This window comes from Deltaproteobacteria bacterium (assembly GCA_019310525.1).
Lineage (GTDB): Bacteria > Desulfobacterota > DSM-4660 > Desulfatiglandales > HGW-15 > JAFDEE01.
Genome location: JAFDEE010000043.1, coordinates 1 through 22,310, shown reverse-complemented (window position 1 = coordinate 22,310; position 22,310 = coordinate 1). Strand labels below are relative to the sequence as shown.

Here is a 22,310-nt window from a genome sequence, read left to right as displayed (position 1 = left end):
TCAGAGTTCAAGATTGTTCATAAGATTCACCGGGAACCCGGTTACTCCTTTATGGGGCGAATGGTCGAAAGGAGGTGATTTTTTCAAAAAGGACCAGAAAAACGGCATGAGGAGGGAATTACATTGAATCCATCATGGAATCAAGGAGGGAAAAGATGAAACCCAAGGGAATAAGAGGCAGGTATAGGGCCCCGGCCCTGTTCATCGGCAATCTAATGTTCCTGCTGGTGGTCCTTTTCGCCGGACAATCCCTGGCGGGAGTCAAGCAGCTTTCCATGGGAACTGCCACGGTCGGGGGGATATTTCCCAATATAGGCTCCCCCCTGGCCCAGTGCGTCAACAACGCCCTTCCCGAAGTCAACATCACGGCGGAGTTCACCCAGGGAACCACGGAAAATCTCAGGCTCATTGACCAGAATAAGATGCAATTGGCCGTGATCACTCCCATGATCGGCACCTTCGCCCGCAAGGGGATCAAGATGTTCAAGGGGCATCCCATTGATTTCCGGGTGATCGCCAGACTGCTTCCAAACGCCAACGTATGGGTGGTCCTCGCAAAATCAAAGGTCAAGTCCATCCCCGAGTTGAAGGGACACAAGGTCGGCCTAGGGCCTGCCTCAGGGGGGCTTAGCGTCTTAGCGAGATCACAGCTCGCTGCCAACGGTATCAATTTCAAGAAAGATATCAAACCATTTTTCATGGGGGCCGGAGACATGGCCGAGGCCTTGAAGGACGGGGCCATTGAGGGCGCATTCCTCACCATGGAGCTCGCTCAGCAGGTAGCGGCCACCCACAAGATCAAACCCCTCTCCTGGAGGGAGCAGGAACTTAAACCCTTCCTGGAGAAGAACCCCTACTACGGTGCCTACACCTATCCACCCGGAACCTTCAAGGGAGTAAATTACCCAGTGACCACGGTGGACAACGGGATCCAGTGGGTCTGCCAGGTCGACATGGACGAGGAACTCGTCTACAAGCTGACCAAGGCCTTTATTGAAAACCTCGGGTGTATTTCCTCGATTTACGCCCCCGCAAAGGCCATCACGCCCCAGTGGGCGGTCAGGAAACTGGGCAATCCTTATCATCCGGGTGCTATACGGTACTACAAGGAAAAGGGCCTGTGGAAAGACTAATCCGAAAGAACTGATGGAGATAGGAGGGGATCATGGTGGATAGTGCACAGGGAGAGGGCAGGGTGAGAAGAGCACGAAACAACATCTCGAGATGGCTGGCCATCGCCTTTTCCTGTTTCGTGATCTATTCCATGGCCACCCTCAGGATCCAGGAGATGCAGCAGTTGAGCATCTTCCTGGCATTTACCCTGGCCTTGTGCTTCCTCCACCATCCTCTCCATTCCAAGAAGGGTGATTCCCTGCTTCTTTTCCTGTGTGATATCATCCTCGCCCTGCTGAGTTTCGCCATAGCCGCATATATCTGTATAGACTACTGGGATTTCATTTTTAGAGTCGGTATTCCCACCCGCTGGGACATCATCCTGGGGGCGGCCGCCATAATATTGGTCTTCGAAGGGACCCGTCGTTCCGTGGGCTGGCCCCTGCTGATCATCGCCTTTGTCTTTCTCCTCTATACCTTCTTCGGTCACTATCTGCCCGAACCCCTCTCCCACAGAGGATATGACGTTTCCAGGATCACAACCACACTCTTTATGACGAAGAACGGGATCTTCGGAATTCCCCTGAAGGTCATGACCCGGTTCATTTTTCTTTTCGTCGCCTTCGGCGCCTTTTTCGGGGTGGCCGGCGGGACGGCCTTCTTTACTGATGTGGCCACGGCCATTTTCGGGAAATTCAGGGGTGGGCCGGCAAAAATCGCCATCGCCGTGAGCGGCATGATGGGAACGATTTCAGGGAGCGCCGTGGCAAATACCGTGACTACCGGGACCTTGACCATTCCCCTTATGAAACGGATCGGGTTCGAGAGCCACATAGCGGGCGCCGTTGAGGCAACGGCATCATCCGGCGGAGCCCTCATGCCGCCTGTCATGGGAGCGGCCGCCTTCGTCATGGCCGAGTTCCTGGGAATCCCCTATATCACGGTATGCAAGGCCGCCCTCATACCGGCGATTCTCTACTATCTCGCCATATTCAGTATCGTTCATTTTTACTCTCTCAAGATCGGTATCCAGGGGCTTCCAAAGGAAGAGTTGCCGAAGATCAAGAAGGTGTTTTCCGAGAAGTGGATCTTCGTCATCCCCCTTGCGCTCCTGATCGGGATCCTGGTCAAGGGTTATTCTCCCCGGGTGGCTGTCCTGTATGCCCTTCTTGCGACGGTCCTCATGAGCTTGGTCAAGAAAGAGACCCGAATGTCCCCTTCGAAGATCCTGGACTCCCTGGCAAAATCGGGCTTCAATTCCGTCATGATTTCTTGTGCTTGTGCCACTGCGGGCGTGGTGATCGGCGTGGTTCTCATGACGGGGATGGGGACGAAGATCACGAGCCTGGTTGTGGCCCTGTCGGGAGGCACCCTGATCATCGCCCTTCCCATCGTCATGTTGGCATCCCTCCTGTTCGGAATGGGACTTCCTACGGTCGTCTGCTATGTGCTCCTGGCCGCCACAGTGGCCCCATCTCTTGTCAGGCTGGGGGTCATGCCCCTCTCAGCCCATCTCTTCATTTACTATTTCGGTATGCTGTGCATGGTGACGCCTCCCATCTCCTTTGCGGCTTATGCGGGAGCGGCCATCGCTGAGGCGGATCCCATGAAAACGGGGTGGGCCGCATGGACCTTCGCCCTGGCCGGCTTTCTGCTTCCCTACATGTTTGTCTACAACAAGTCGCTTTTCATGATAGGGAGTATAACCTCCATCTCCGTGTCCGTCACGACCTCCCTTGTGGGAATCGTCTGCCTGGGAGCAGCCATTATCGGATTCTTCCTCCGGAGGGCCCGGATTTATGAAAGGCTCCTGCTCTTTGCTTCCGCCTTCCTCCTCATCAGCCCGGGGTGGACCTCCGACATGATCGGCATCTTTTGCATGTTCCTGGTGGCTGCCGTACAATGGAGGAGGACGCGGCAGGAAAGGGCAGTGGCGGGTTTATATTGACTTCAACAGCCATCGGCTGATTTTAAGGATTGAGGGTTCGAGGGAAGGATGGAAAAGACGAATGGTTTTTGGATGAGGGAGCCCGTTCCCCGAGTGGGACGGAAGAGAGGGAAATTATGTCATGAATGAAAAGGTATCCCTGAATGGCACGAGAATCCTCATCGTGGACGATGAGCCGGATATCCTGGACACCCTGGAGGAATTGCTTTCCGATTGTGACGTGTCCCGGGCCTCCACCTTCGAAGAGGCAAGGGAGGCCCTGGAGACCCGGTACTTTGATATGGTGATCCTGGATATCATGGGGGTGGACGGGTATCGGTTGCTGGATATCGCTGCGAAGAAGAAGATCACGGCTGTTATGCTCACTGGCCACGCCTTGAGTCCCGAGGATACAGCAAAGTCTTACAAGAAGGGGGCGTCCTATTACGTTCCCAAGGATCGGCTGGCGGACATCAGGACCCATCTTCAGGATGTCATCGAGGCCCGGGAGAAGGGGGAAAGCCCTTGGTCACGGTGGCTCAACCGATTCAGTTCCTTTTATGAAAGGAAATTCGGACCGGATTGGCTGAACCGGGACAAAGAGTTCTGGGATCAGTTCGTGGAGCGCTACAGGATGTGGTGATTCGGATACAGCGGCTGAATTTTTTCGACCGGTGATACCTTAACGTTTTGAAAGAAGGAGGATCGAGCCGGGGCCAATGGCACCCTCCCAACAGGTCACTCCCGAAAAGATCTCCATGCCCCTTCTCCCGGGGGTGCGGGCGATGGTTTTCAGGTGAAACACTTGATCCAGAAAGGGCCGGGAAAAGGCCCATTGTCACTCCGGCTCAAGAGGGCCAGTTACAGTTGAAATTCGAGTACCAAGGCTTGATGCTTTCGGTCCTTTACTCATTAGAAGGATGGATCGAGCAAGGGCCGATGGCCCCTTTTCTGAAGTGACCGGCGGGATTATCAGTGGGGGAAGCCCCGGCCCACGCTCTCTTAGAGCGGGAGAACGGGGAAGGGGCAGGCCCGCTAAAGGCGGGCAAGTGTCCCCCGCTGATAAAGCGCTGAAAACACCAGGCCGGGAGTCTCAGAACAAAAGAAAAGGCGCCATCGGCCTTTTGGAGGCTGGTATCGAAATGAAGTATTCGCCGGATTAGATTGAAGGGATATCAGGGATCTTTATCCTCCTTCCCGAGCCCCTGCTTGAAGCAGCAAATCCTATTTTGGAAAAACTGGAATCTCGTGTTTGTTCGCCTGTAGAACAAGAATAGAACGATTGAACATGGGAGAACGATCGTGATCCGCATACTTGTCATTTTAACAGGTGCAGCTCTAACTCTCCAGGCCCTTATTGGCCTCTCCTTCTTCTTATCGTCTGTGTGGGAGAGGGAAAGGAGGGCCGCCATTCTCGGGGGACTCCAGTTCCTCGTCATGGCGGGAGTTTTCATCCTCTTTCTATACCTTGAACGACTGGGCGTTTTCCGTTCAGGCCCCGGGCCCTGGATCCTTCTATGCGTACTTCTCGCTGGGGGCATTATTATAGCCCTTCTGGTAAGGAGGACCGCTCCCAACAAGCGAGCACTTGAAGGGACGCGGGGGCTGATCGTTGGAGAGGTCCGGAGGCAGGATGAGCGTGAAACTGTCTTTGCCCGGAACCGGTCCCTTCGGCCCGGGACCGAGCGATACAGCGCCTTTTACAGGGAGCATCCCGAATACGAGGAGTTTGACGCCAAGAGAAGGTTGCCTGGAGGGATATCGGGACCCCCCGGCCGGATCGACAAACCCCACGAGGTTCCAAACGTGGCGGCTACCCTGGCGCAGCAGGTCATCGCCCTTTCTCTCTCGGCCCCCGAAAGGGTCAGGCCGAATACCGCTCCCCCATTGAGAGGGAAGGCCGTAAAAATCAGTCCGCGAGAGGCCGCGCTTCGCGTAAAGGGTTTTGCCAGGCACATGGGGGCCGATCTTGTTGGCATAACCAGGGTCAACCCCTTATGGTTCTATTCAAACCGGGGGGAAATCTTTAACGAGAACTGGGAGGACTGGGGAAAGGAGATACCCGTTGAACACGAATTCGCTGTGGTCTTCGCAACGGAGATGTCTCTCGATATGATCGCCACTTCCCCCCATACACCTACGAGCATCGAGAGCAATTGCCAGTACGCGAAGGGAGCCGCCATCGCTACCCAGCTTGCGAGTTACATCGCCAACCTCGGCTATTCCGCGACGGCCAATCATTTCCGCCACTACGAAGCCCTCATGGTCCCACTGGCGGTGGACGCCGGCCTTGGGGAATTGAGCCGCATGGGATATCTGGTCACCAAGGAATTCGGTCCCAGGGTGAGGCTTGCGGCCGTGACCACCAATATGCCCCTCGTCCCGGACAAGCCGGTTGACCTGGGGGTTGAGGATTTTTGCAGGATTTGCAAGAAGTGCGCCGTCTGTTGCCCCTCGGGCTCCATCCCCATGGGTGAGCAGAGGGAGGTCAACGGGACGCTTCGCTGGAAGCTCGACGCCGAATCCTGCTTCGAATACTGGGGAAAGATCGGAACAGGATGCAACGTCTGCATGAGGGTCTGCCCCTGGAGTCACGCCAGGACCTTCCCCCACAGGCTCATCGTTGAGCTGGTGAGTCGAAACAGCTTATCCAGGCGGCTTTTCACAATCATGGACGACCTCTTCTACGGCAGGATTCCCAAGCCCCGGAAAGGTCCGGAGTGGGCGAAGTTTTGGGAATGAGGTTTCGGGGGGATCAGTGTTAATGGCTTTCATTGACCTTCAGAATCCTTGAACACTCGAGGACTTCCGGGAGAACAACAGGTAATTCACGGGAAAGAATCGAAAATGGAGGACATGGATACCCCATGGCTGAACCCACGAGAATTACACGAGAGATGATCGAGACATATGTGAAGAGAGGGCTGTGGGATGAAAGGAGCATCGTCGATATTCTGAGGCAAAACGTGGAGGAAAGGCCTCTCCACGAAGCCGTTGTCGATTCCAACAGGCGGCTTACCTGGAAGGAACTCGACGAGGTGACGGAAAGGGTGGCGGCGGAGCTCGTCCGCCTCGGCATCGAGCGGGACCAGGCCGTCGTGGCTCAACTGCCCGCCCAAGTGGAGTCTCTGGTTCTGCTCCTTTCATGCCACAAGGCTGGAATCATCTGTTGTTTCGCACCCCTGACCTTCAGGCACAGCGAGATGAAACACGTCGTGGGGACCATTGGGGCCACGGCCATACTGACACGGGTTGAACTGAGACATACCAGATATTTAGAGATGGCCAAGGAGATAGCCTTGGAAGTGCCCCGAGTGCGCTTTTTCTTCGTGGCGGAGGATGAAGCACCGCCGGGAGCGATTTCTTTCCGGGAATTGATGAAGACCGACCTTGATGGTGATCGGCGTCGGGAGGCCTTGGAGGGAAGGGCCTTTGGGCCCTTCGAGGTCTCCTCGGTGGTGTTGAGCAGCGGCACCACGGGCATGCCCAAGTGTATCGAGCATACCGGGGCCTCCTCTATAGCCGCGGGGCGGGGTGTCGTCGAGCGGGCAAAGCTCACCCCGGAGGACGTGGTCGGCATTATCGCCCCCCTTTCAGGAGGCCCGGGGTTACAGAACTGGTGGGCGGCCTTCCAGGTAGGGGCCAAGGTGTGCCTGCTCGAACGGTTTACGCCAGGGAGAGTTCTTGAATTCATCGAAAGGGAAAGGGTGACCTATCTCCCGGCGATCCCCACCCAGCTCATTCGGATCATCAAGGAGTGTGACCCGGACAAGTATGACCTGGGGTCTCTGCGGGTTGTGAGGACAGGGGCGGCCGCCTTCGATGCTGCCATGGCCCGTAAGACCGAGGAGAAGATGGGGTGCAGGGTGCTGATAGCCGGGGGATCCCAGGAGACTTACAGCTTCGCCCAGTCCGGGGTGGATGACCCGCCTGAGAAGCGTTTTAATACCCTGGGACGGCCGTTTCCCGGAAACGAGATCAAGATCGCGGATGAGGAGGGCCGGGAGGTCCCGCGGGGAGTAGTGGGCCGGATGTTCGTGAGGGGCGCGGCCACAAGCTCCGGGTACTTCGGTGACCTTGACGCCACCCTGGCCGCCTGGCGCACCCTCGGATTGGAAGGCTGGTACAAGACGGGAGATCTGGCAAAGATCGACGAAGACGGTTACCTGGTCCTCGTCGGGCGGGAGAAGGACATGATTATCAGGGGGGGGCAGAACATCTATCCGGCAGAGATCGAAAACCTGCTCCTTTCCCATCCTAAGGTTTCCCAGGCAGTTATCGTCGGCGTCTCCGACTCGGTGATGGGCGAGCGGGCCTGTGCCTGTATCGTGCCAGTGGCCGGCGAGTCGGTCACCTTTGAAGAAGTAGTCACCTTCTTGAAAGAGAAAGGCCTGGCCGTTCACAAGCTGCCGGAAAGGCTGGTGGTGATGGACCGCTTTCCCCAACTGGCGGACGGCCAGAAGGTGGACAAGATATCCCTTAAAAAGGTGGTCATGGAGAGGATTCAGGAAGAATCCTGAAACCGAAAAGAACAAGAGGAGGAAGTAATGGAAAAGTCGACTCCGGGTGAAATCAGGATCGACACGGACCTCCTGGTCCTTGGAGCGGGGGCCGCCGGCTGCTTGGCGGCTTACGCGGCAAAGGAGAGGGGGATCGGCCGTGTCACCCTGGTGGACAAGGGAGCGCTTGTTAGTTGCGGATGCACGGGAGCGGGGCAGGATCACTTCGGGGCCCACCTGAACACGGGTCCGGAGTGGGACACGGATGAAGCCGCCACCGCCTATTACAGCCGTCCGGGCTGGGGTGTCGGCCCCTCCCTGGTGGAGAAGACCTTCACGAAGGTCGTGGGGTTTATGCTCAAGCTCATGGAGGAGTGGGGCGTGGAGTTTTACAAAAACCCCGACGGCACTTACTGGCGGTGCCAGGCCCTGGGACAGCCCGGACCTTGGTGGCTCATGATGAAGAACGGCCGATACCTGAAGAGGATATTCGCCAGGAAGATCCGGGAAGCGGGCGTGGAGGTCGTGGAGCAGGTGCAGATCACGAAACTGTTTCGGAGTCCTGAGCGCATTGCCGGCGCCATGGGATTCAACAGGAGGACCGGTGACTTTCACGTTTTCAGGGCCAAGGCCGTGGTCCTGGCCATGGGGGCGCACCAATCCAGGTGGTCCACCAACTCCACGAGGAATCCATTCAATATATGGCAGAACCCCGCCAATACCGGCAGCCAGATCGTGGTGGCTTACAACGCGGGCGCCAAGGTCAAGAACCTTGAGTGGTGCACTGGAACGACCCTTCCCAAAGGTTTCGGCGCGCCGGGGATGTGCGGTTTCGGGGGAATGGGATCTTTCATGAGGAACTGCATGGAAGAGCGCTTCATGCAGAGGTACCACGAACTGGGAGACAAGGCCCCGAGGGCTTTTCATATCAAGGCCGAACAGGAGGAGATCGCCGCAGGCCGGGTTCCCTTGTTCGTGGACTCCAGGGAGCTTTCGGACAAGGACTTCGAGCACCTCCGCGACAACCTGCTCTCCGTGGACAAGCACACATTCGGGGACTACCTGGAACAGAGGGGCCTGGACCTGAAAAGGGATCTCCTGGAAGTGGAGACCGGCGAATCTTCCGGAGGCGGCAATCTCCACGTGGACATCCATTGTGAATCGGTCAACCTGAAGGGCCTTTTCGGACTTCCCTTTTCCGGGATGTTGTCCACGGCCCTTTGCGGCGGATACGTGGCCGGCGCAGAGGCGGCCGCGAGTATAGAAGGGGTTGAAGCTCACGCGGAGATCTCAGCCCGGGAGGTGAGGGAAGAAAAAGAAGCCGTTCTCGCCCTCCGGGAAAAAAGAGACGGCTATACGCCGAAAGAATACGAAGACCTGATCAGGCAGGTCATGGAACACTATATGGGTCACAAGCGGAGCCTTAAGGGACTCAACATCGCCCTCGAGAAGTTGAGCCTGATCGAGAGCAGGGCGGACGAGCTCAAGGCGGAGAATTTCCACGAGCTGACCCGAGCCGTCGAGGCCCTTCACTTGCTGAAGTACTGCCGGCTCATGATCCGCTCGGTCATCGAAAGAAAGGGGATGCGAGGGTTTTATAACCTGGTGGACTATCCCCCGAAACTCGATCCGGAACTGAGGGATAAGTATGTCGTGCTCTACCAGGTAAACGGCGAGCAGAAGGTGAGTTTCGAGCCCATGAAGGAAAAACGGGAGGTGAACCATGCCGCCTAAATTCAGCAAGGAATTGTCCTATCCGGTCAGCTTCGAAACCCGAACGCCGAGGGAGCAACCCCGCACGTCTCCCTGTGAGGCTGGTTGTCCGGCGGGGCATGCCATACAGCGTACGATCTACTTCATTCAAGACAACAGGTTTGAAGAGGCCCTGGAAAACGTCCGGGCCAAGAACCCTTTTCCCGGCACCTGCGGGCGGGCCTGCTTTCACCCCTGCGAGGCGCCCTGCAATCGAACCTTCTTCGACCAGGGACTTGCGATCCGAGCCCTGGAGAGGGCGGCCTTTGACCTGGCCGACCGTGAAAAGGTGAGAAGACCCAAGTGCCGGCCGAAGAGCGGAAAAAGGGTGGCCGTCGTCGGATCGGGTCCCGCGGGGATGACCGCGGCCTACTTCCTGACCCTGTTCGGCCATGACGTGACGGTCTTCGAGGCCCTTCCCTTTCCCGGGGGGATGCCCAGGTTCGGTATACCCGACTATCGCCTTCCCAAGGATATCCCGGATCGGGAAATCGAGGACATCATCGTGATGGGGGTGAAGGTCAGGACCCATACGGCCGTCGGAAGGAATATCACCTTCAAGGAAATCATGGAGGCTCATGACGCCTGCCTGATCGCCACGGGTGCCTGGAGGGAGAAAAGGCTGGACATTCCTGGAAAAGACCTGGCAGTCTCGGGCCTGGATCTCCTGCTGCGGGCCAAGGAAGGGGAGAAGCCCATGATCGGAAAGAAGGTCCTGATCCTCGGGGGCGGAGGCGTGGCCTTCGATTACGCTGGAACGGCCCGACGCCTGGGGGCCGATGATGTGCATATCGCCTGTCTGGAACCCCGGGACAAGATGGCGGCGCCGGAAGAAGACGTCCGGCAAGGGGAGCAGGAAGGGGTGATTCTCCACAACTCCAAGATCTTTCTCCGGATCCTGGGCGACGGCGGAAGGGTGACCGGCGTGGAGTGCCAAGATGTCCGGGCCTTCAAGTTTTCGCAGGACGGCCGCCTTGAGGTCAAGACCGTGCCCGGGAGCGAGGAGATCCTGCCCGCGGACACGGTGATTTTTGCCGTCGGAGAGGAGCCCGACCTGGATTTTCTCGATGGTGCGGGGGATTTCAGGTTGACGGAACGGGGGACCTTGGATGTGGACATGGATACCTTCGCCACTTCGGTTCCCGGTATATTCGCGGCGGGGGATGCGGCCACCGGCCCCAGGTCTATCGCTGAGGCCGTTGGCACGGGCCGGAAGGCGGCAGTTTCCATCGATTGCTATTTTTCGGGAAAGGATCCGAGGGAGATCGAAAGCATCTACTTTGACCAGGACGGGGAAATCAGGACGAGGGAGGTCGGGAAGGGATCCAAGGGAGCGAAACCAGCCCACGTGGTGTGTTACGAAGAGATCATGAATCCCGACTACTACGAGAAGATGAACAGGGTTGGGACAGCGTGTCTGGATCCGTCCGAAGCCGTCTCAGGGTTTCAAGAAATCAACAAGGGTTATGACAGGGAAGAGGCAGTGAAGGAGGCCGGTCGTTGCTTTCATTGCGGTCACTGCGCCATGTGCGGAACATGCGTGGATATCTGCCCCATGGACGTGCTGGCCATGGGGGAGGACGGGCCCACGGTCGCCTATCCAAAGGAATGCTGGCATTGCGGGGGGTGTCGGATCAATTGCCCCTGCGGCGCGGTGTATTACGAATTTCCCCTCTCGATGCTGATCTAGGTCTTGGGCTTGACGCAAGAAAGGACAGACCCCGTTGGGGTCGCCCCGTATGGTTCGTCGTTCCGGAAAGTTCGGCCCAGGGGTGAAAAGAAGAGACATGATTGAAAAAGTACTCCCGGATGTTTACAGGATAGAGGTTCCCCTCACGGGAAATCCCATGAGGACCGTAAATTCATACCTGTTAAAGGGTGGAGACCGGGATCTTGTCATTGATACGGGCTGGAACCATGATGATTCCCTGAAAGTCATGACCGGGGCCATGGCCGATCTGGAGGTTGATCCATCCAGGACCGACTTCTTCCTGACCCACATGCACGTGGACCATATCGGCCTGATCGGCAGGCTTGTCGCCGATGGGTCCCGAGTCTACCTCCATCGCAAAGACGCCCTTTGGATAGGGAGGAAAGAGCGGTGGGGGGAGTTCAGGGACTTTGCCCGTGTAAGCGGATTTCCCGAAGGGGACTTGGAGGAAATGATAAGGGATCACCCGGGATTCAGGTACGGTATCGACCGCCCGGTCAGATTCCTTTACCCGCGGGACGGTGACGAGATCCAGGTGGGACGTTACCGCCTGGTGTGCATGGAAGTGCCCGGTCATTCTCCAGGACATACCTGCCTTTACGAGAAAGAGAAGAAGTTCCTGGTCTCCGGGGACCACCTCCTGGAGGATATCACCCCGGCAATATTGCTGCACCTTGATGGTAGGAATCCCTTGGCGGAATACCTCTCAAGCCTTTCCAGGATGGAATTCATTGAGGTGGACCTGGTGTTGCCCGGGCACAGGCGGCCCTTCAGAAGGTGCAGGGAGCGGATCGAAGAAATAAAAGTCCATCACCGGAAAAGGACACGGGAGGTGCTGGAGATCCTTGGTATGAACGGCCCGCAGGTACCTTACTCTGTCGCCTCATCCATGACGTGGGATATCTTTTACAATTCCTGGGAACAACTTCCCCCCTGGCAGCGTTGGTTCGCGGTAGGAGAGGCCAACGCCCACCTGAAATACCTGGTAGACCTCGACCTTGCCGGCATGGAAAACCGGAACGGGCTACAGGTCTACTACCGGTCGGTTCCCCACTCTCCCTGACCCCGGCCCCCACGCCCCTTCCTCAAAGAGGCATTTTTTTATCCACTTCCATTCCGACTCCTGTTATTATAACCTAAATTGAGTGTCTTAAAATTTTGATAAGATACTTTAATTCCTCGTACGCCTTGCACTCGCCCGCCGCTTTCTGGCGAGGCTTGCCTGCCAGCTGTTTGGCGGAATTGCCTGCCTCAGGCAGGTTCCAGCAGATTCGTAAATCGCTCAATTTAGGCATTAAACATTCAGGTGTGTGATTCCGATTAAGTGGTTGATTGCCAAAAGGGGACGTTTTTCAAAGGTCTCCTTTGCAGGGGTAAGCCGGGGGTGAATGACAAATGCCCGGACCTTTTACCGGGCCAGAGAGGAGAAATCATGACTGATCAAAGAAACGTGCGCGACGAGCTGGAGGCCATCGGCTTCAAGAACGTGGGAAATGTTTATTGGAACGCCACAACTCCTCACCTCTACGAAGAGATCGTAAGAAGGAGGGAAGGGCAAATAGCCCACCTGGGTCCGGTCGTGGTCCGTACCGGCCACCACATGGGCCGGTCTCCAAATGATCGGTTCATCGTCAGGGAGCCTTCCAGTCTGGACAATATATGGTGGGGAGACGTGAACAGGGGAATAGAAGAATCCCGGTTCATGAACCTTTTCTATAGGCTCCAGGCCTATTTCCAGAACAAGGACGTCTTTATACAGGACTGTTACGCCGGGGCCGCCGAAAAGTACAGGATACCGATCCGGGTCATCACAGAGACGGCCTGGCATAATCTTTTCGCCCGCAACATGTTCATCCAGATGAAGAACCCGGAGGAAGTAAAGACTCACGTGCCGGAATTCACGGTGGTCAATGTCCCCAGGTTCCATGCCGTTCCGGAGCTGGACGGCACCAGCTCTGAGGCCTTTGTTCTGCTTCATCTTGGAAAGAAACTCGTTCTTATCGGCGGGACCAGTTATGCCGGTGAAATCAAGAAGTCCGTCTTTTCCATGCTGAACTACATCCTGCCCAGGGAGTCGGTTCTTTCCATGCATTGCTCCGCCAACCTGGGGAAGAACGGGGATACCGCCGTCTTCTTCGGCCTCTCCGGTACCGGTAAGACGACGTTGTCAGCCGATCCCCACCGCTACCTCATCGGCGACGATGAACATGGCTGGAGCGAGGATGGAATTTTCAACTTCGAAGGTGGGTGCTACGCCAAGGTGATCCGCCTCTCACGGGAAGCCGAACCGGAGATCTACGAGTGTACGAGGCGGTTCGGAACCATCCTGGAGAATGTGACCATGGACAACGAGACCAGGCGCCTGGACCTGGATGACAATTCCCTGACGGAAAACACCCGTGCAGCTTACCCCATCTCCCATATACCGAGCGCCCGGCGGGACGGAGTGGGAGGTCATCCCAGCAATGTCGTCATGCTCACTTGCGATGCCTTCGGTGTGATGCCTCCCGTGGCCAAGCTTACCCCGGAGCAGGCTGTTTACCATTTCCTGAGCGGTTACACAGCCAAGGTGGCAGGCACGGAGATCGGGGTAAAGGAGCCCAAGGCTACTTTCAGCGCCTGCTTCGGCGCGCCCTTCATGGTCCTGCCGCCGACCGTCTACGCGGATCTTTTCATGAAAAAGATCCGCACCCACAAGGTCGATTGCTGGCTTCTGAATACGGGTTGGGTGGGTGAACCTTACGGCAAGGGGGACAGGATCAAGATCGCCTATTCCAGGGCCTTGATCAAGAGCGTCCTGGAGGGCAAACTGGCCGACGTAGAGTACGAGAAGGATCCCCTTTTTGGTTTCATGGTCCCCAAGTCCTGTGAAGGGGTGCCGCCTGAAGTCCTGAATCCCCGCACCTCTACATCCAACAGGGCCGAGTACGAGGAGCGGGCCAAGAAGCTCGCACAGGATTTCAAGGACAATTTCAAGCAGTTCAAGGATGGAGTGCAGCAGGCTGTTCTGGACTCTATGCCGTAGGGAGGTGGAAAACCCAAGGGCCGCCCGCCGTACCCCAGAGGGCTATTTCAAATCGGCTCTTAATGTGAATTTGTGGGTTGAGAAATGCCCGCACCACCGGGAAAGGAGTATCAGGGATTTTTCGGAGCGACCAGGCCGTGAGACTCGGGAACGAGGAAAAGATCTTCATGCCCCTTACGTTTCCATAATCCCTGGTGAGTACTTCATTTCGATAACAGCTTCCGAAGGCCGATGGCACCTTTTCTTTCGTTCGGAGGCTCCCGGGCTGGTTTTTTCAGCGGCTTATCAGCGGGGGACACTTGCCCGCCGCCGTCTGGAGGGCTCGCCCGTCAGCAAGAGCGCCGCAAAAATCAGGATGAAGGAAAATCCTACAGGGAGTTGTACGATCGTGTGGGATCGGCCCCGAATGTTCATGTCTCTTTCTTCTTGAGGATTTGCTTCAGCCTGCGGTGAAGGTTTTCGGCCCGGGAGCGCTCTCCCCGTTCTTCCAATAGGCTGATCATCTCAATAAGGATAGCCTCGAGTTCCGGATGGATTCGTCCGTAATAGAATTCAAGGATCTTCAAGGCCCTATTATAAAGCGCAAGGGCCCGATCGGGTTGATCCTGATTCAGGAAGAGCAGAGCCAAGTCCCCAAGAGTCTCGGCAACTTTAGGATGTCTGGGCCCGAAAAGCCTTTCTTGCATATCGACCGCCTTTTCCAGCAGAATCCGCGCCCCTCCGGGATCTTCCATCTCCCCTTCAATAAGGCCGAGGCTGCGGAGGATTTCGGCCGTCTCGGGAGTAGGTGGTGCGGTGTTTCTCTGGATCGTCATAACGGCCCGTCTCACAAGCATCTTCGCTGAGTTCTTGTCACCCGAAAAAAAGGCCGTTTCGGCCAGGTCGGGCAGGTTGCGGATCATCTCGATCCGGCCCTCTCCGAGAAGGGTTTCCCTTATTTTGAGCGCCCGTTCATACAGGGCACGGGCCCCCTTGAAATCCATCATGGATAACTTGAGGTAGCGGGCGTACCTGTCACAGGCATCAGCGACTTGAAGATGAGTAGGCCCGAAAATGTGTTCCCGGGAAGTCACGGCCGCCTTGAAGAATTTTTCAGCCATGGTCGGATGACAGCGCCGCCACAGCTCGGCCGTTCGATCCAAGGCCCTTGCTATACTGGGATGAAAAGGGGTGCCGTACAACCCTGTCCGAATCCATTCGGCCCTCTCGTATTGCAGCACAAAATCACAGAGTTCTTCCGTTTCCTTATCTCCATCCCGGTCCATTTTTTCAATGAAATCCTGGCGCACCAAAAACAGGTCGGCCAGCCTGTCAAGGGCCTCGGCCACGGCGGGATGATCCCCACCCCTTTCCCGGGTCAGGCGATCGAGATCTTTCCGGGCCTCTTTAATGGCCCGTGAATAAAAGGCCAGGGCCGAGGTCCATCTTCCCTCGGCCCTGTACTTTTCAGCCAGTGCCAGGAGTGTTGTGACATTGCGGGGCGGTGGGTTATCTGTCCATCCCGGCAGCCCTGCCTCTTCTCCTACGGCAAGAAGTGGAAGGCAGAAGGTCGAAAACAAAACCAGGCAAAGGATCACGAATCTCTTTGGATGTATTTCGGGCATGAGCAGTCCACAGGTTGGGGGGCTTGTCGGGTGATCAGTTGATGATATCCCCTTTGTTTGGAGGTCGGTGGTTACTTAACAATGGAGGCTACGGTGTCACGAGACCTTTGAAAAACGTCCTCTTTTGCCTGAGATCATGCCTCTACCTGCCGCAAAATAGATCTCCCTCTTGGTATCCGGAGCCGCAGTTCGGGCAAAACATGGAGATCTCCCTATAAAAGGTGGACCAGGGGCCGGGTCTGTTAGGCTTTTGTGCAAAACATAGGACAATTGCCGCAAAAGGTCAAGAAACTGACAAGGCTGGAGAAGATACTCGGTGGTTTCAATCCCTGTTTTGCAGACCTGGTTTGGGCTTAACCTATTGAAGAATCGAAATATTACCGCTTTTGCTTGCTATGGTGTTTCATTGCGGTATGGAACAAAAGTTTTTGGTATGAAAGACCCTATAAAAAGGACCGAAAATTGCATGTATAACCTTTTCGAGCAGGTTTTGCCCGGGCGACCGGTCTCTTTCAGAAAGAACCCCGAGGCAACCATACTGAATCACCTACAGGCAACAGAGGACGACATTGGAATCCCAGGCGTTATACCAGGAACTCCGGTTTCGCATCCAGGAGCTGGAAAATTCACTCCAGGAGGCCCGGGAGAGGGAACAGAAACTCCGCAGGAGTTACGAGGATATCCAGATCGGGATGCGGATCCAGATCGACCAGCTCCAGCGGATCAACCGGGAACTGCAGGATCGGATCAGCGAGGATAAAAGAGCGAAGGAGATCCAGGGGGTACTTTATAACATCCTGGAAGGCGCAAACCAGGCGGAATCCCTGGATGATCTCCTGCGCATGATCCATGAGCAGGTGGGAAAGCTCATGGAGGCTGAAAATTTTTATGTCGCTCTGATCCATGACCGGGAAAAAAGTCTCTTCACTTTCCCTTATTGTGCGGACATACACCCTGATGAGATAATAAGCGATCCGACCGCTGTCATCAGGCTTGAGAAGGGATTCACGCATTACGTGGTGAGCACCGGGCGGCCGCTCCTGGCAGACAGAAAAGTATTCAAGGAGCTCGTATATGATAAAAAGGTCATCAAACCTCTGGGTTCTCCTTCTGAGGCCTATATCGGGGTGCCTCTCCGCGTGCCTGGAGGAGAGATTATCGGCGTGGTCGCGGTTCAGAGTTACACGGATCCCGATGCCTATACCGAGGGAGACCTTCAGCTTCTCTCCATTATTTCCAATACTATCGCCGGAGCCATTCGCTACAAGCAGACGGAAGAGGCCTTGAAAGTAGAGAAGACCTACCTGGAACAGCTTTTCGAAAATGCCCCTGAAGCAATAGTCCTCGCCGACACCACGGGTAAAATTCTCCGGGTCAACAACGAATTCACCAGGACCTTCGGTTACCAAAAGGATGAGATCCTGGGTCAGTCAGTAGATGAACTGCTTGCTCCACCCGATCGTTTCGAGGAGGCTGTCGATATAACCAGGAGACTCAGTCGAATGAGGGAACGGGCGACCATCGAAACGGTCCGAAGACGCAAAGACGGAACCCTGATCGATGTCTCCATCCTTGGAGCGCCCATCACGATCAATGAAAATCAGGTGGCGGCCTATGGGATTTATCGGGATATAACGGCCAGGAAACGGGCGGAAGAAAGGGAGAGGCGGATCAATGTCCAAGCCCGCCTGGTTTATGAAATCGGCCGCCGGGTCAGCAGTGAGCTGGAGTTGAATGACCTCCTCAGCCAGGTGGTCACGGTGATCCATGACACGTTCCATTACAACAGCGTGCTGCTGTTGCTGGTTGAGGATGAGTCCGGCGAGTTGGTCCTCAAGGCATCTGCCGGAAAAGATACAATCAATCTGGAGGGAGATATCCGGGTTCCCTTTGGAAAGGGCTTGATCGGCATTGCGGCTTCAACGGCAAAACCCCAGGTGAGCGGTAACGTTGACGACGATCCACGCTTCTTCAGGTGGGGAGAGGAGAAGACCCGGTCCGAACTCTCAGTGCCCATAAAGAGCGGGAAGAAGGTGATCGGGGTTATGGATTTCCAGAGCCATGAGCCCGATGCCTTTGATGAGACCGACGTGATGCTCATGGGTATCCTTTCAGACCAGATCGGCGTGGCCATCAGGAATGCGCGCCTGTATGAAGCGGTTCGAAGGGAATTGAAGGAGCGGACCTACGCCGAGGAAATAAACCACACACTTTTCGCCATCTCCAATGCCGTCAACACCACCTTCAACCTGGAAGACCTCTACCGTACGATCCATTCATCCTTGAGCCGGATAATCGATGTGACCAATTTTTACATCGCCATGTTCGACAAGGATAAGGATACCATCTTTTTCCCTTACTACGTTGATGAAGTAGACGACGATTATTCCCCGATCAAGGATGTGAGTAAGTCATTGTCCCTGACAAGTGAAGTGATTGAATCCGGTAAACCGATCTTGATAAAGAGAAAAGAACTTGAAGAGTGGATCTCCCGTTCTGAGAAGAAGCCCGTCGGTGTAATGGCCGAGGCCTGGTTGGGGGTCCCCCTGAGGATCAAGAACGAGGTGATCGGGGCCCTGGTGGTTCAGAGTTACACGGATCCAAACCTCTATGACCAAAGAGACGTGGAAATTCTCCTCTCCGTCTGTGACCACGTGGCAATCGCCATTGAGCGGAAAAGGGCGGAGGAGGCCCTCAGGAGGAGTGAGGAGCAGATAAGGAACCTCTCAAACCAGACGGAACAATTCAGCCTTGCGGCTGCCTCCATGATCGCCATGAAGGACGAAAAGGAGGTTTTCGACAGGATCAGCCGCGCCATCATCGAGCACTCGGACTATCGCCGACTGATCATCTCATATTTTAAGGATACCTTCCCCTACAGGGATATTCTTGGGTACGGCGGGCTGTCCGAGGAACAAGTCGAAAGGCTTCGCTCCATCGAGATGCCCAAGAGCCAGTTTGAAAGGATATTCGAGGCCGGCATCTCCATCGGTCAATTCTCTTGTTACCTGCCCCACACACGAAAGGATGTTTTCAAGGAAGGAACCGCCCTTTTCGGGACCGGTCCCATTCCTGAAGGCGAAGATGCATGGCACCCGGAGGATATGCTCTTTGTGCGGATGAGAGACCAGGAGGGGAACCTCATCGGGGTCATTTCGGTGGACGAATCCAAGTCCGGGAAGAAACCCACGGATGAGACCGTAAGGCCCCTGGAGATCTTCTCCAGCCTGATCTCCCAGATTATTCTCTATAAAAAGGCCCAGGAAGAACTGGAACGGGCAAAGTGCGCCGCGGAAGAAGCGGCCCGCTCCAAGAGTGAGTTCCTGGCAAACATGAGTCACGAGATCCGAACCCCAATGAACGCCATCATCGGATTCACGGATCTGGCCCTCAAGACCGAATTAACGGCCAGGCAGCGCGATTTTCTCGAAAAGATCCGCCGATCAAGCTATTCTCTTTTAGGGACCATCAACGACATCCTGGATTTTTCCAAGATAGAGGCCGGAAAGCTCGACCTGGAGCATGCGCCCTTTGATCTCGGGGACGTGATGGAAACCATTACGGACATGTTTTCCCACAAGGCCGCTGAAAAAGGGATCGAACTGATCGTCTCTGTAGCGGGTGATGTCCCCTGCGCCCTTGTGGGAGACCCCTTGAGACTGCGCCAGATCCTCATCAACCTGACAAACAACGCAGTGAAGTTTACGGACAAGGGGGAAGTCGTTCTCAAGGCTTCGCTGGCTGAAAAGGATAAAAAGAGGGCCAAAATCACCTTCACCGTTTCGGATACCGGGATAGGTATCCCTCGGGAGCAGATCCCAAGACTCTTTGATTGCTTTGTGCAGGCCGATACCTCCACAACCCGGAAATACGGTGGGACCGGCCTTGGACTCAGCATCTGCAAGCGGCTCTTGATGATGATGGGGAGCGAAATCAGGGTTGAAAGCAGTCCCGGACTGGGAAGCACCTTTTCCTTTACACTGGATTTCATCCGGCAGGGAGGGGAGGGGGAAAGCCCCTTTTGCGCCCCACCCGACCTCAGGGGGAAGAAGATCCTCGTTGTTGACGACAGCGATGTGTCCCGGGAGATCCTGGTCGAACTCCTTGAATCCTATGGTTTTGATCCGGGGTCGGCCGCGAGCGGAGAGGTTGCGTTGGCCGAACTTGAGAGATCGAAGGGAGAAAGGCCCTATGACCTGGTACTCCTCGATTGGAAGATGCCGGGTATCGACGGTATTGAAACCACAAAAAGAATAAGGGCCGATGATCGCTTCTCCGACATCCCGATCGTAATGATGACGGGATTCGGGCGGGAGGAGGTCATGCGGAAGGCCCGCAAGGTCGGGGTCAGCGCTTTTCTCATCAAGCCCGTAAAACAGTCCCTCTTGTTCGATACCATCATGGAGGTGTTCGGCTGGAAGGATGAAAAAGAAACAGTCGAATACGAGCCCCAGTTGGAGGAACAGGAGGCGATCCAAAGAATCAAGGGAGTGCGGGTCCTCCTGGTGGAGGACAACGCTATAAACCGGCAGGTGGCCACGGAGATCCTCAGAATGGCGGAGGCCAAGGTGACGACCGCTGAGAACGGAAAAGAGGCGATCGAGGCTTTAGAAAAGGAAAGGTTTGACGCTGTTATCATGGATGTTCAGATGCCCGAAATGGACGGCTACGAGGCAACCCGGCAGATCCGCCAAGATCCCCGTTTCAAGGATCTGCCCATCATCGCCATGACGGCCCACGCCATGAAGGGGGACCGGGAAAGGTGCCTGGATGCCGGCATGGATGATTACATTACCAAACCCATCGATACCCGCCAGCTTTTCGACATCCTGGCCAGGTGGACTCGGGGGCTGGCCGGACCGGGTGAAGGATCCCATCCGTCAGAAGAAGTCCCGGTCTGTGCGGATATCCCGAAGTTTCTGCCGGGAATCGACATCGAGTCGGCCCTCAAGAGACTTGGAGGCAACAGAAGGCTTCTGAAGAAACTTTTGCAGGAATTTCGCAGGGATTACAAAGAGGTGGCCCGGGAAATCAAGGAAACTCTGGGAGCTGGAGACCGGGAAAAGGCCCAAAGGCTTGTTCACAACCTCAAAGGGGTGGCCGGCAATCTTTCCCTGCGCCAGCTGCATGCGGCATCCCTGGAACTGGAGGAGGGAATCAGCCAGAACAGGACGGGAGATTTCGAAATGCTCCTGGTACAGCTTGAACACCGGCTTGATCAGGTATTCAATTCCATCCAGAGACTGGGAGGAAAGGAGGTGCCGCAAGTTCCTACAGCAACCCAACGGGTAGAAACGACGTCCTTTGAGGACGACGGTGAGGTTGTATCCCTGATAGAAGAACTCATGGCGTTGCTGGAGGAAAGCGATCTCGAAGCCCAGGATTGCTGGGAGCGGCTTCGTCCCAGGGTCAGGGAGGCGGGATATGGGGCTGAATTGGAAAAAATGGAAAAATACATGAGTCTCCTCGATTTTGAGAGCGCCAAAGGGGTATTGACGGATCTCCGGGACAAAATGGGCACCGAGCAGGAGGGAAGCGAAGATGCTTGACAAGAAGCAGACCATCCTGATCGTGGACGATGCCCCGGCAAACATCAAGGTGCTGGGCGAGGCCCTTAGGGACGAGTACAAGGTGCGGATGGCGGTATCCGGCTCCAAAGGGTTGGAGATCGCCACCTCGTCCAATCCTCCGGACCTCATTCTCCTGGATATCGTTATGCCTGATTTGGACGGCTACGAGGTGTGCCGAAGGTTGAAGGCCATGAAAAGCACACAGAACATACCGATCATTTTTATTACGGGAAAAACAGAAGAGGAGGATGAGACTAAAGGATTGGAACTGGGTGCGGTCGATTACATCACCAAGCCCTTCAGCCTTCCCATTGTCAAGGCCCGCGTTCGGACCCACATGGAGTTGAAGCGGCACAGGGATCTCCTGGAAAACCTCTCAACCCTGGACGGTTTGACCGGAATACCCAACCGCCGCCGTTTTGATGAATTTCTTGAGAGGGAATGGAGCAGGGCATTGCGGGAGCCGGAACTGCTCTCTTTGGTCCTCATGGATATAGATTTTTTCAAGGCCTTCAATGATACTTACGGTCATGGAGCGGGAGACGACTGCCTTAGAAAGGTGGCTAAGACCTTGAGCGTCCAGGCCAAACGCCCGATGGATTTTGTGGCCCGGTACGGCGGGGAGGAGTTCGTGTGTGTACTCCCGGGCACCGACCTGGACGGGGCCATCCAGGTGGCGGAGAATATGAGAAGAAAGATAGAGTCCCTGAATATCCCTCACTCCCGATCAGCGGTTGCGGATCGCGTCACCATCAGCCTGGGGGTGGCCACCACTATTCCTTCAAAAAGACTTCGTCCACAAGACCTGGTGGAAGGCGCTGACAAGGCCCTTTATAAGGTTAAAAACGGAGGCCGCAATCGTGTGGAAGGCGTGGATCTGAGGACCGGGTGGGAGACCGGTTCCCGTTCGGTTGGATAAGTGGATTTCCAATCCTCTAACTGGTACCCCTCTATAAATGGCCAATTTATGCACTCTTCCGCCCTCCTCACGGCTACGGCGTGGCAGGCCCGCCAGACAACGGCGGGCGAGAATCCCCCGTTCCTAACCCCTTGAAATAGTGTCCATCCATAAAGCAGGCAATTTTGTTCAAGGTCAAGGAAGGCGAAGA

Annotated in this window: 12 protein-coding genes; 11 read left to right on the top strand and 1 reads right to left on the bottom strand. The window is 55.7% G+C overall.

What is annotated here, in order from left to right; all coding sequences use genetic code 11:
* Positions 1-155 precede the first annotated feature (155 nt).
* The 9 genes from JRF57_09815 to pckA all read left to right on the top strand — a co-directional run bounded on the left by JRF57_09815 (position 156) and on the right by pckA (position 14,027).
* Positions 156-1,133 carry a TAXI family TRAP transporter solute-binding subunit gene (locus JRF57_09815; GenBank protein MBW2303996.1) on the top strand — a complete coding sequence of 326 codons (978 nt, stop codon included), beginning with the start codon at positions 156-158 and terminating at the stop codon, positions 1,131-1,133.
* Positions 1,134-1,165: 32 nt separating this feature from the next.
* Positions 1,166-3,061: a TRAP transporter permease gene (locus JRF57_09810; protein ID MBW2303995.1), complete on the top strand. Its 1,896-nt coding sequence runs from the start codon at positions 1,166-1,168 to the stop codon at positions 3,059-3,061.
* A 121-nt stretch (positions 3,062-3,182) separates the two neighbouring features.
* On the top strand, positions 3,183-3,683 hold the full coding sequence (locus JRF57_09805; GenBank protein ID MBW2303994.1) for a response regulator: 501 nt from the start codon (positions 3,183-3,185) through the stop codon (positions 3,681-3,683).
* Positions 3,684-4,342: 659 nt separating this feature from the next.
* Positions 4,343-5,782 carry a reductive dehalogenase gene (locus JRF57_09800; GenBank protein ID MBW2303993.1) on the top strand — a complete coding sequence of 480 codons (1,440 nt, stop codon included), beginning with the start codon at positions 4,343-4,345 and terminating at the stop codon, positions 5,780-5,782.
* A gap of 125 nt (positions 5,783-5,907) precedes the next feature.
* Entirely contained in the window at positions 5,908-7,560 is a 1,653-nt protein-coding gene (locus JRF57_09795) for an AMP-binding protein (GenBank protein ID MBW2303992.1), read from the top strand.
* A 27-nt stretch (positions 7,561-7,587) separates the two neighbouring features.
* Positions 7,588-9,273: an FAD-dependent oxidoreductase gene (locus JRF57_09790; GenBank protein ID MBW2303991.1), complete on the top strand. Its 1,686-nt coding sequence runs from the start codon at positions 7,588-7,590 to the stop codon at positions 9,271-9,273.
* Positions 9,263-10,981, top strand: a complete 1,719-nt coding sequence (locus JRF57_09785) for an FAD-dependent oxidoreductase (GenBank protein MBW2303990.1) — start codon at positions 9,263-9,265, stop codon at positions 10,979-10,981. Before JRF57_09790 ends, JRF57_09785 begins: the two co-directional genes overlap by 11 nt.
* 97 nt (positions 10,982-11,078) lie before the next feature.
* Positions 11,079-12,065, top strand: a complete 987-nt coding sequence (locus JRF57_09780; protein ID MBW2303989.1) for an MBL fold metallo-hydrolase — start codon at positions 11,079-11,081, stop codon at positions 12,063-12,065.
* A 369-nt stretch (positions 12,066-12,434) separates the two neighbouring features.
* Positions 12,435-14,027 (top strand): phosphoenolpyruvate carboxykinase (ATP), encoded by a 1,593-nt coding sequence (gene pckA / locus JRF57_09775; GenBank protein ID MBW2303988.1) that lies wholly within the window; start codon positions 12,435-12,437, stop codon positions 14,025-14,027.
* A gap of 410 nt (positions 14,028-14,437) precedes the next feature.
* On the opposite strand, the gene JRF57_09770 is transcribed toward pckA, so the two are convergent.
* Complete coding sequence (locus JRF57_09770) at positions 14,438-15,631, bottom strand: tetratricopeptide repeat protein (protein ID MBW2303987.1); 1,194 nt, start codon at positions 15,629-15,631, stop codon at positions 14,438-14,440.
* 569 nt (positions 15,632-16,200) lie between these two features.
* Here JRF57_09770 and JRF57_09765 point away from each other — a divergent pair.
* Positions 16,201-21,180: a response regulator gene (locus tag JRF57_09765; GenBank protein ID MBW2303986.1), complete on the top strand. Its 4,980-nt coding sequence runs from the start codon at positions 16,201-16,203 to the stop codon at positions 21,178-21,180.
* Entirely contained in the window at positions 21,173-22,120 is a 948-nt protein-coding gene (locus JRF57_09760; protein MBW2303985.1) for a PleD family two-component system response regulator, read from the top strand. The genes JRF57_09765 and JRF57_09760 overlap by 8 nt, the downstream gene beginning before the upstream one ends.
* The last annotated feature ends 190 nt before the right edge of the window (positions 22,121-22,310 follow it).

What these genes read in the sequence shown, in the direction of transcription:
- JRF57_09805 (MBW2303994.1), top strand. Translation starts at nt 3,183, where the DNA reads ATGAATGAAAAGGTATCCCTGAATGGCACGAGAATCCTCATCGTGGAC.
- JRF57_09815 (MBW2303996.1), top strand. Translation starts at nt 156, where the DNA reads ATGAAACCCAAGGGAATAAGAGGCAGGTATAGGGCCCCGGCCCTGTTC.
- JRF57_09770 (MBW2303987.1), bottom strand. Translation starts at nt 15,631, where the DNA reads ATGCCCGAAATACATCCAAAGAGATTCGTGATCCTTTGCCTGGTTTTG.
- JRF57_09810 (MBW2303995.1), top strand. Translation starts at nt 1,166, where the DNA reads ATGGTGGATAGTGCACAGGGAGAGGGCAGGGTGAGAAGAGCACGAAAC.
- JRF57_09780 (MBW2303989.1), top strand. Translation starts at nt 11,079, where the DNA reads ATGATTGAAAAAGTACTCCCGGATGTTTACAGGATAGAGGTTCCCCTC.
- JRF57_09785 (MBW2303990.1), top strand. Translation starts at nt 9,263, where the DNA reads ATGCCGCCTAAATTCAGCAAGGAATTGTCCTATCCGGTCAGCTTCGAA.
- JRF57_09795 (MBW2303992.1), top strand. Translation starts at nt 5,908, where the DNA reads ATGGCTGAACCCACGAGAATTACACGAGAGATGATCGAGACATATGTG.
- pckA (MBW2303988.1), top strand. Translation starts at nt 12,435, where the DNA reads ATGACTGATCAAAGAAACGTGCGCGACGAGCTGGAGGCCATCGGCTTC.
- JRF57_09790 (MBW2303991.1), top strand. Translation starts at nt 7,588, where the DNA reads ATGGAAAAGTCGACTCCGGGTGAAATCAGGATCGACACGGACCTCCTG.
- JRF57_09760 (MBW2303985.1), top strand. Translation starts at nt 21,173, where the DNA reads ATGCTTGACAAGAAGCAGACCATCCTGATCGTGGACGATGCCCCGGCA.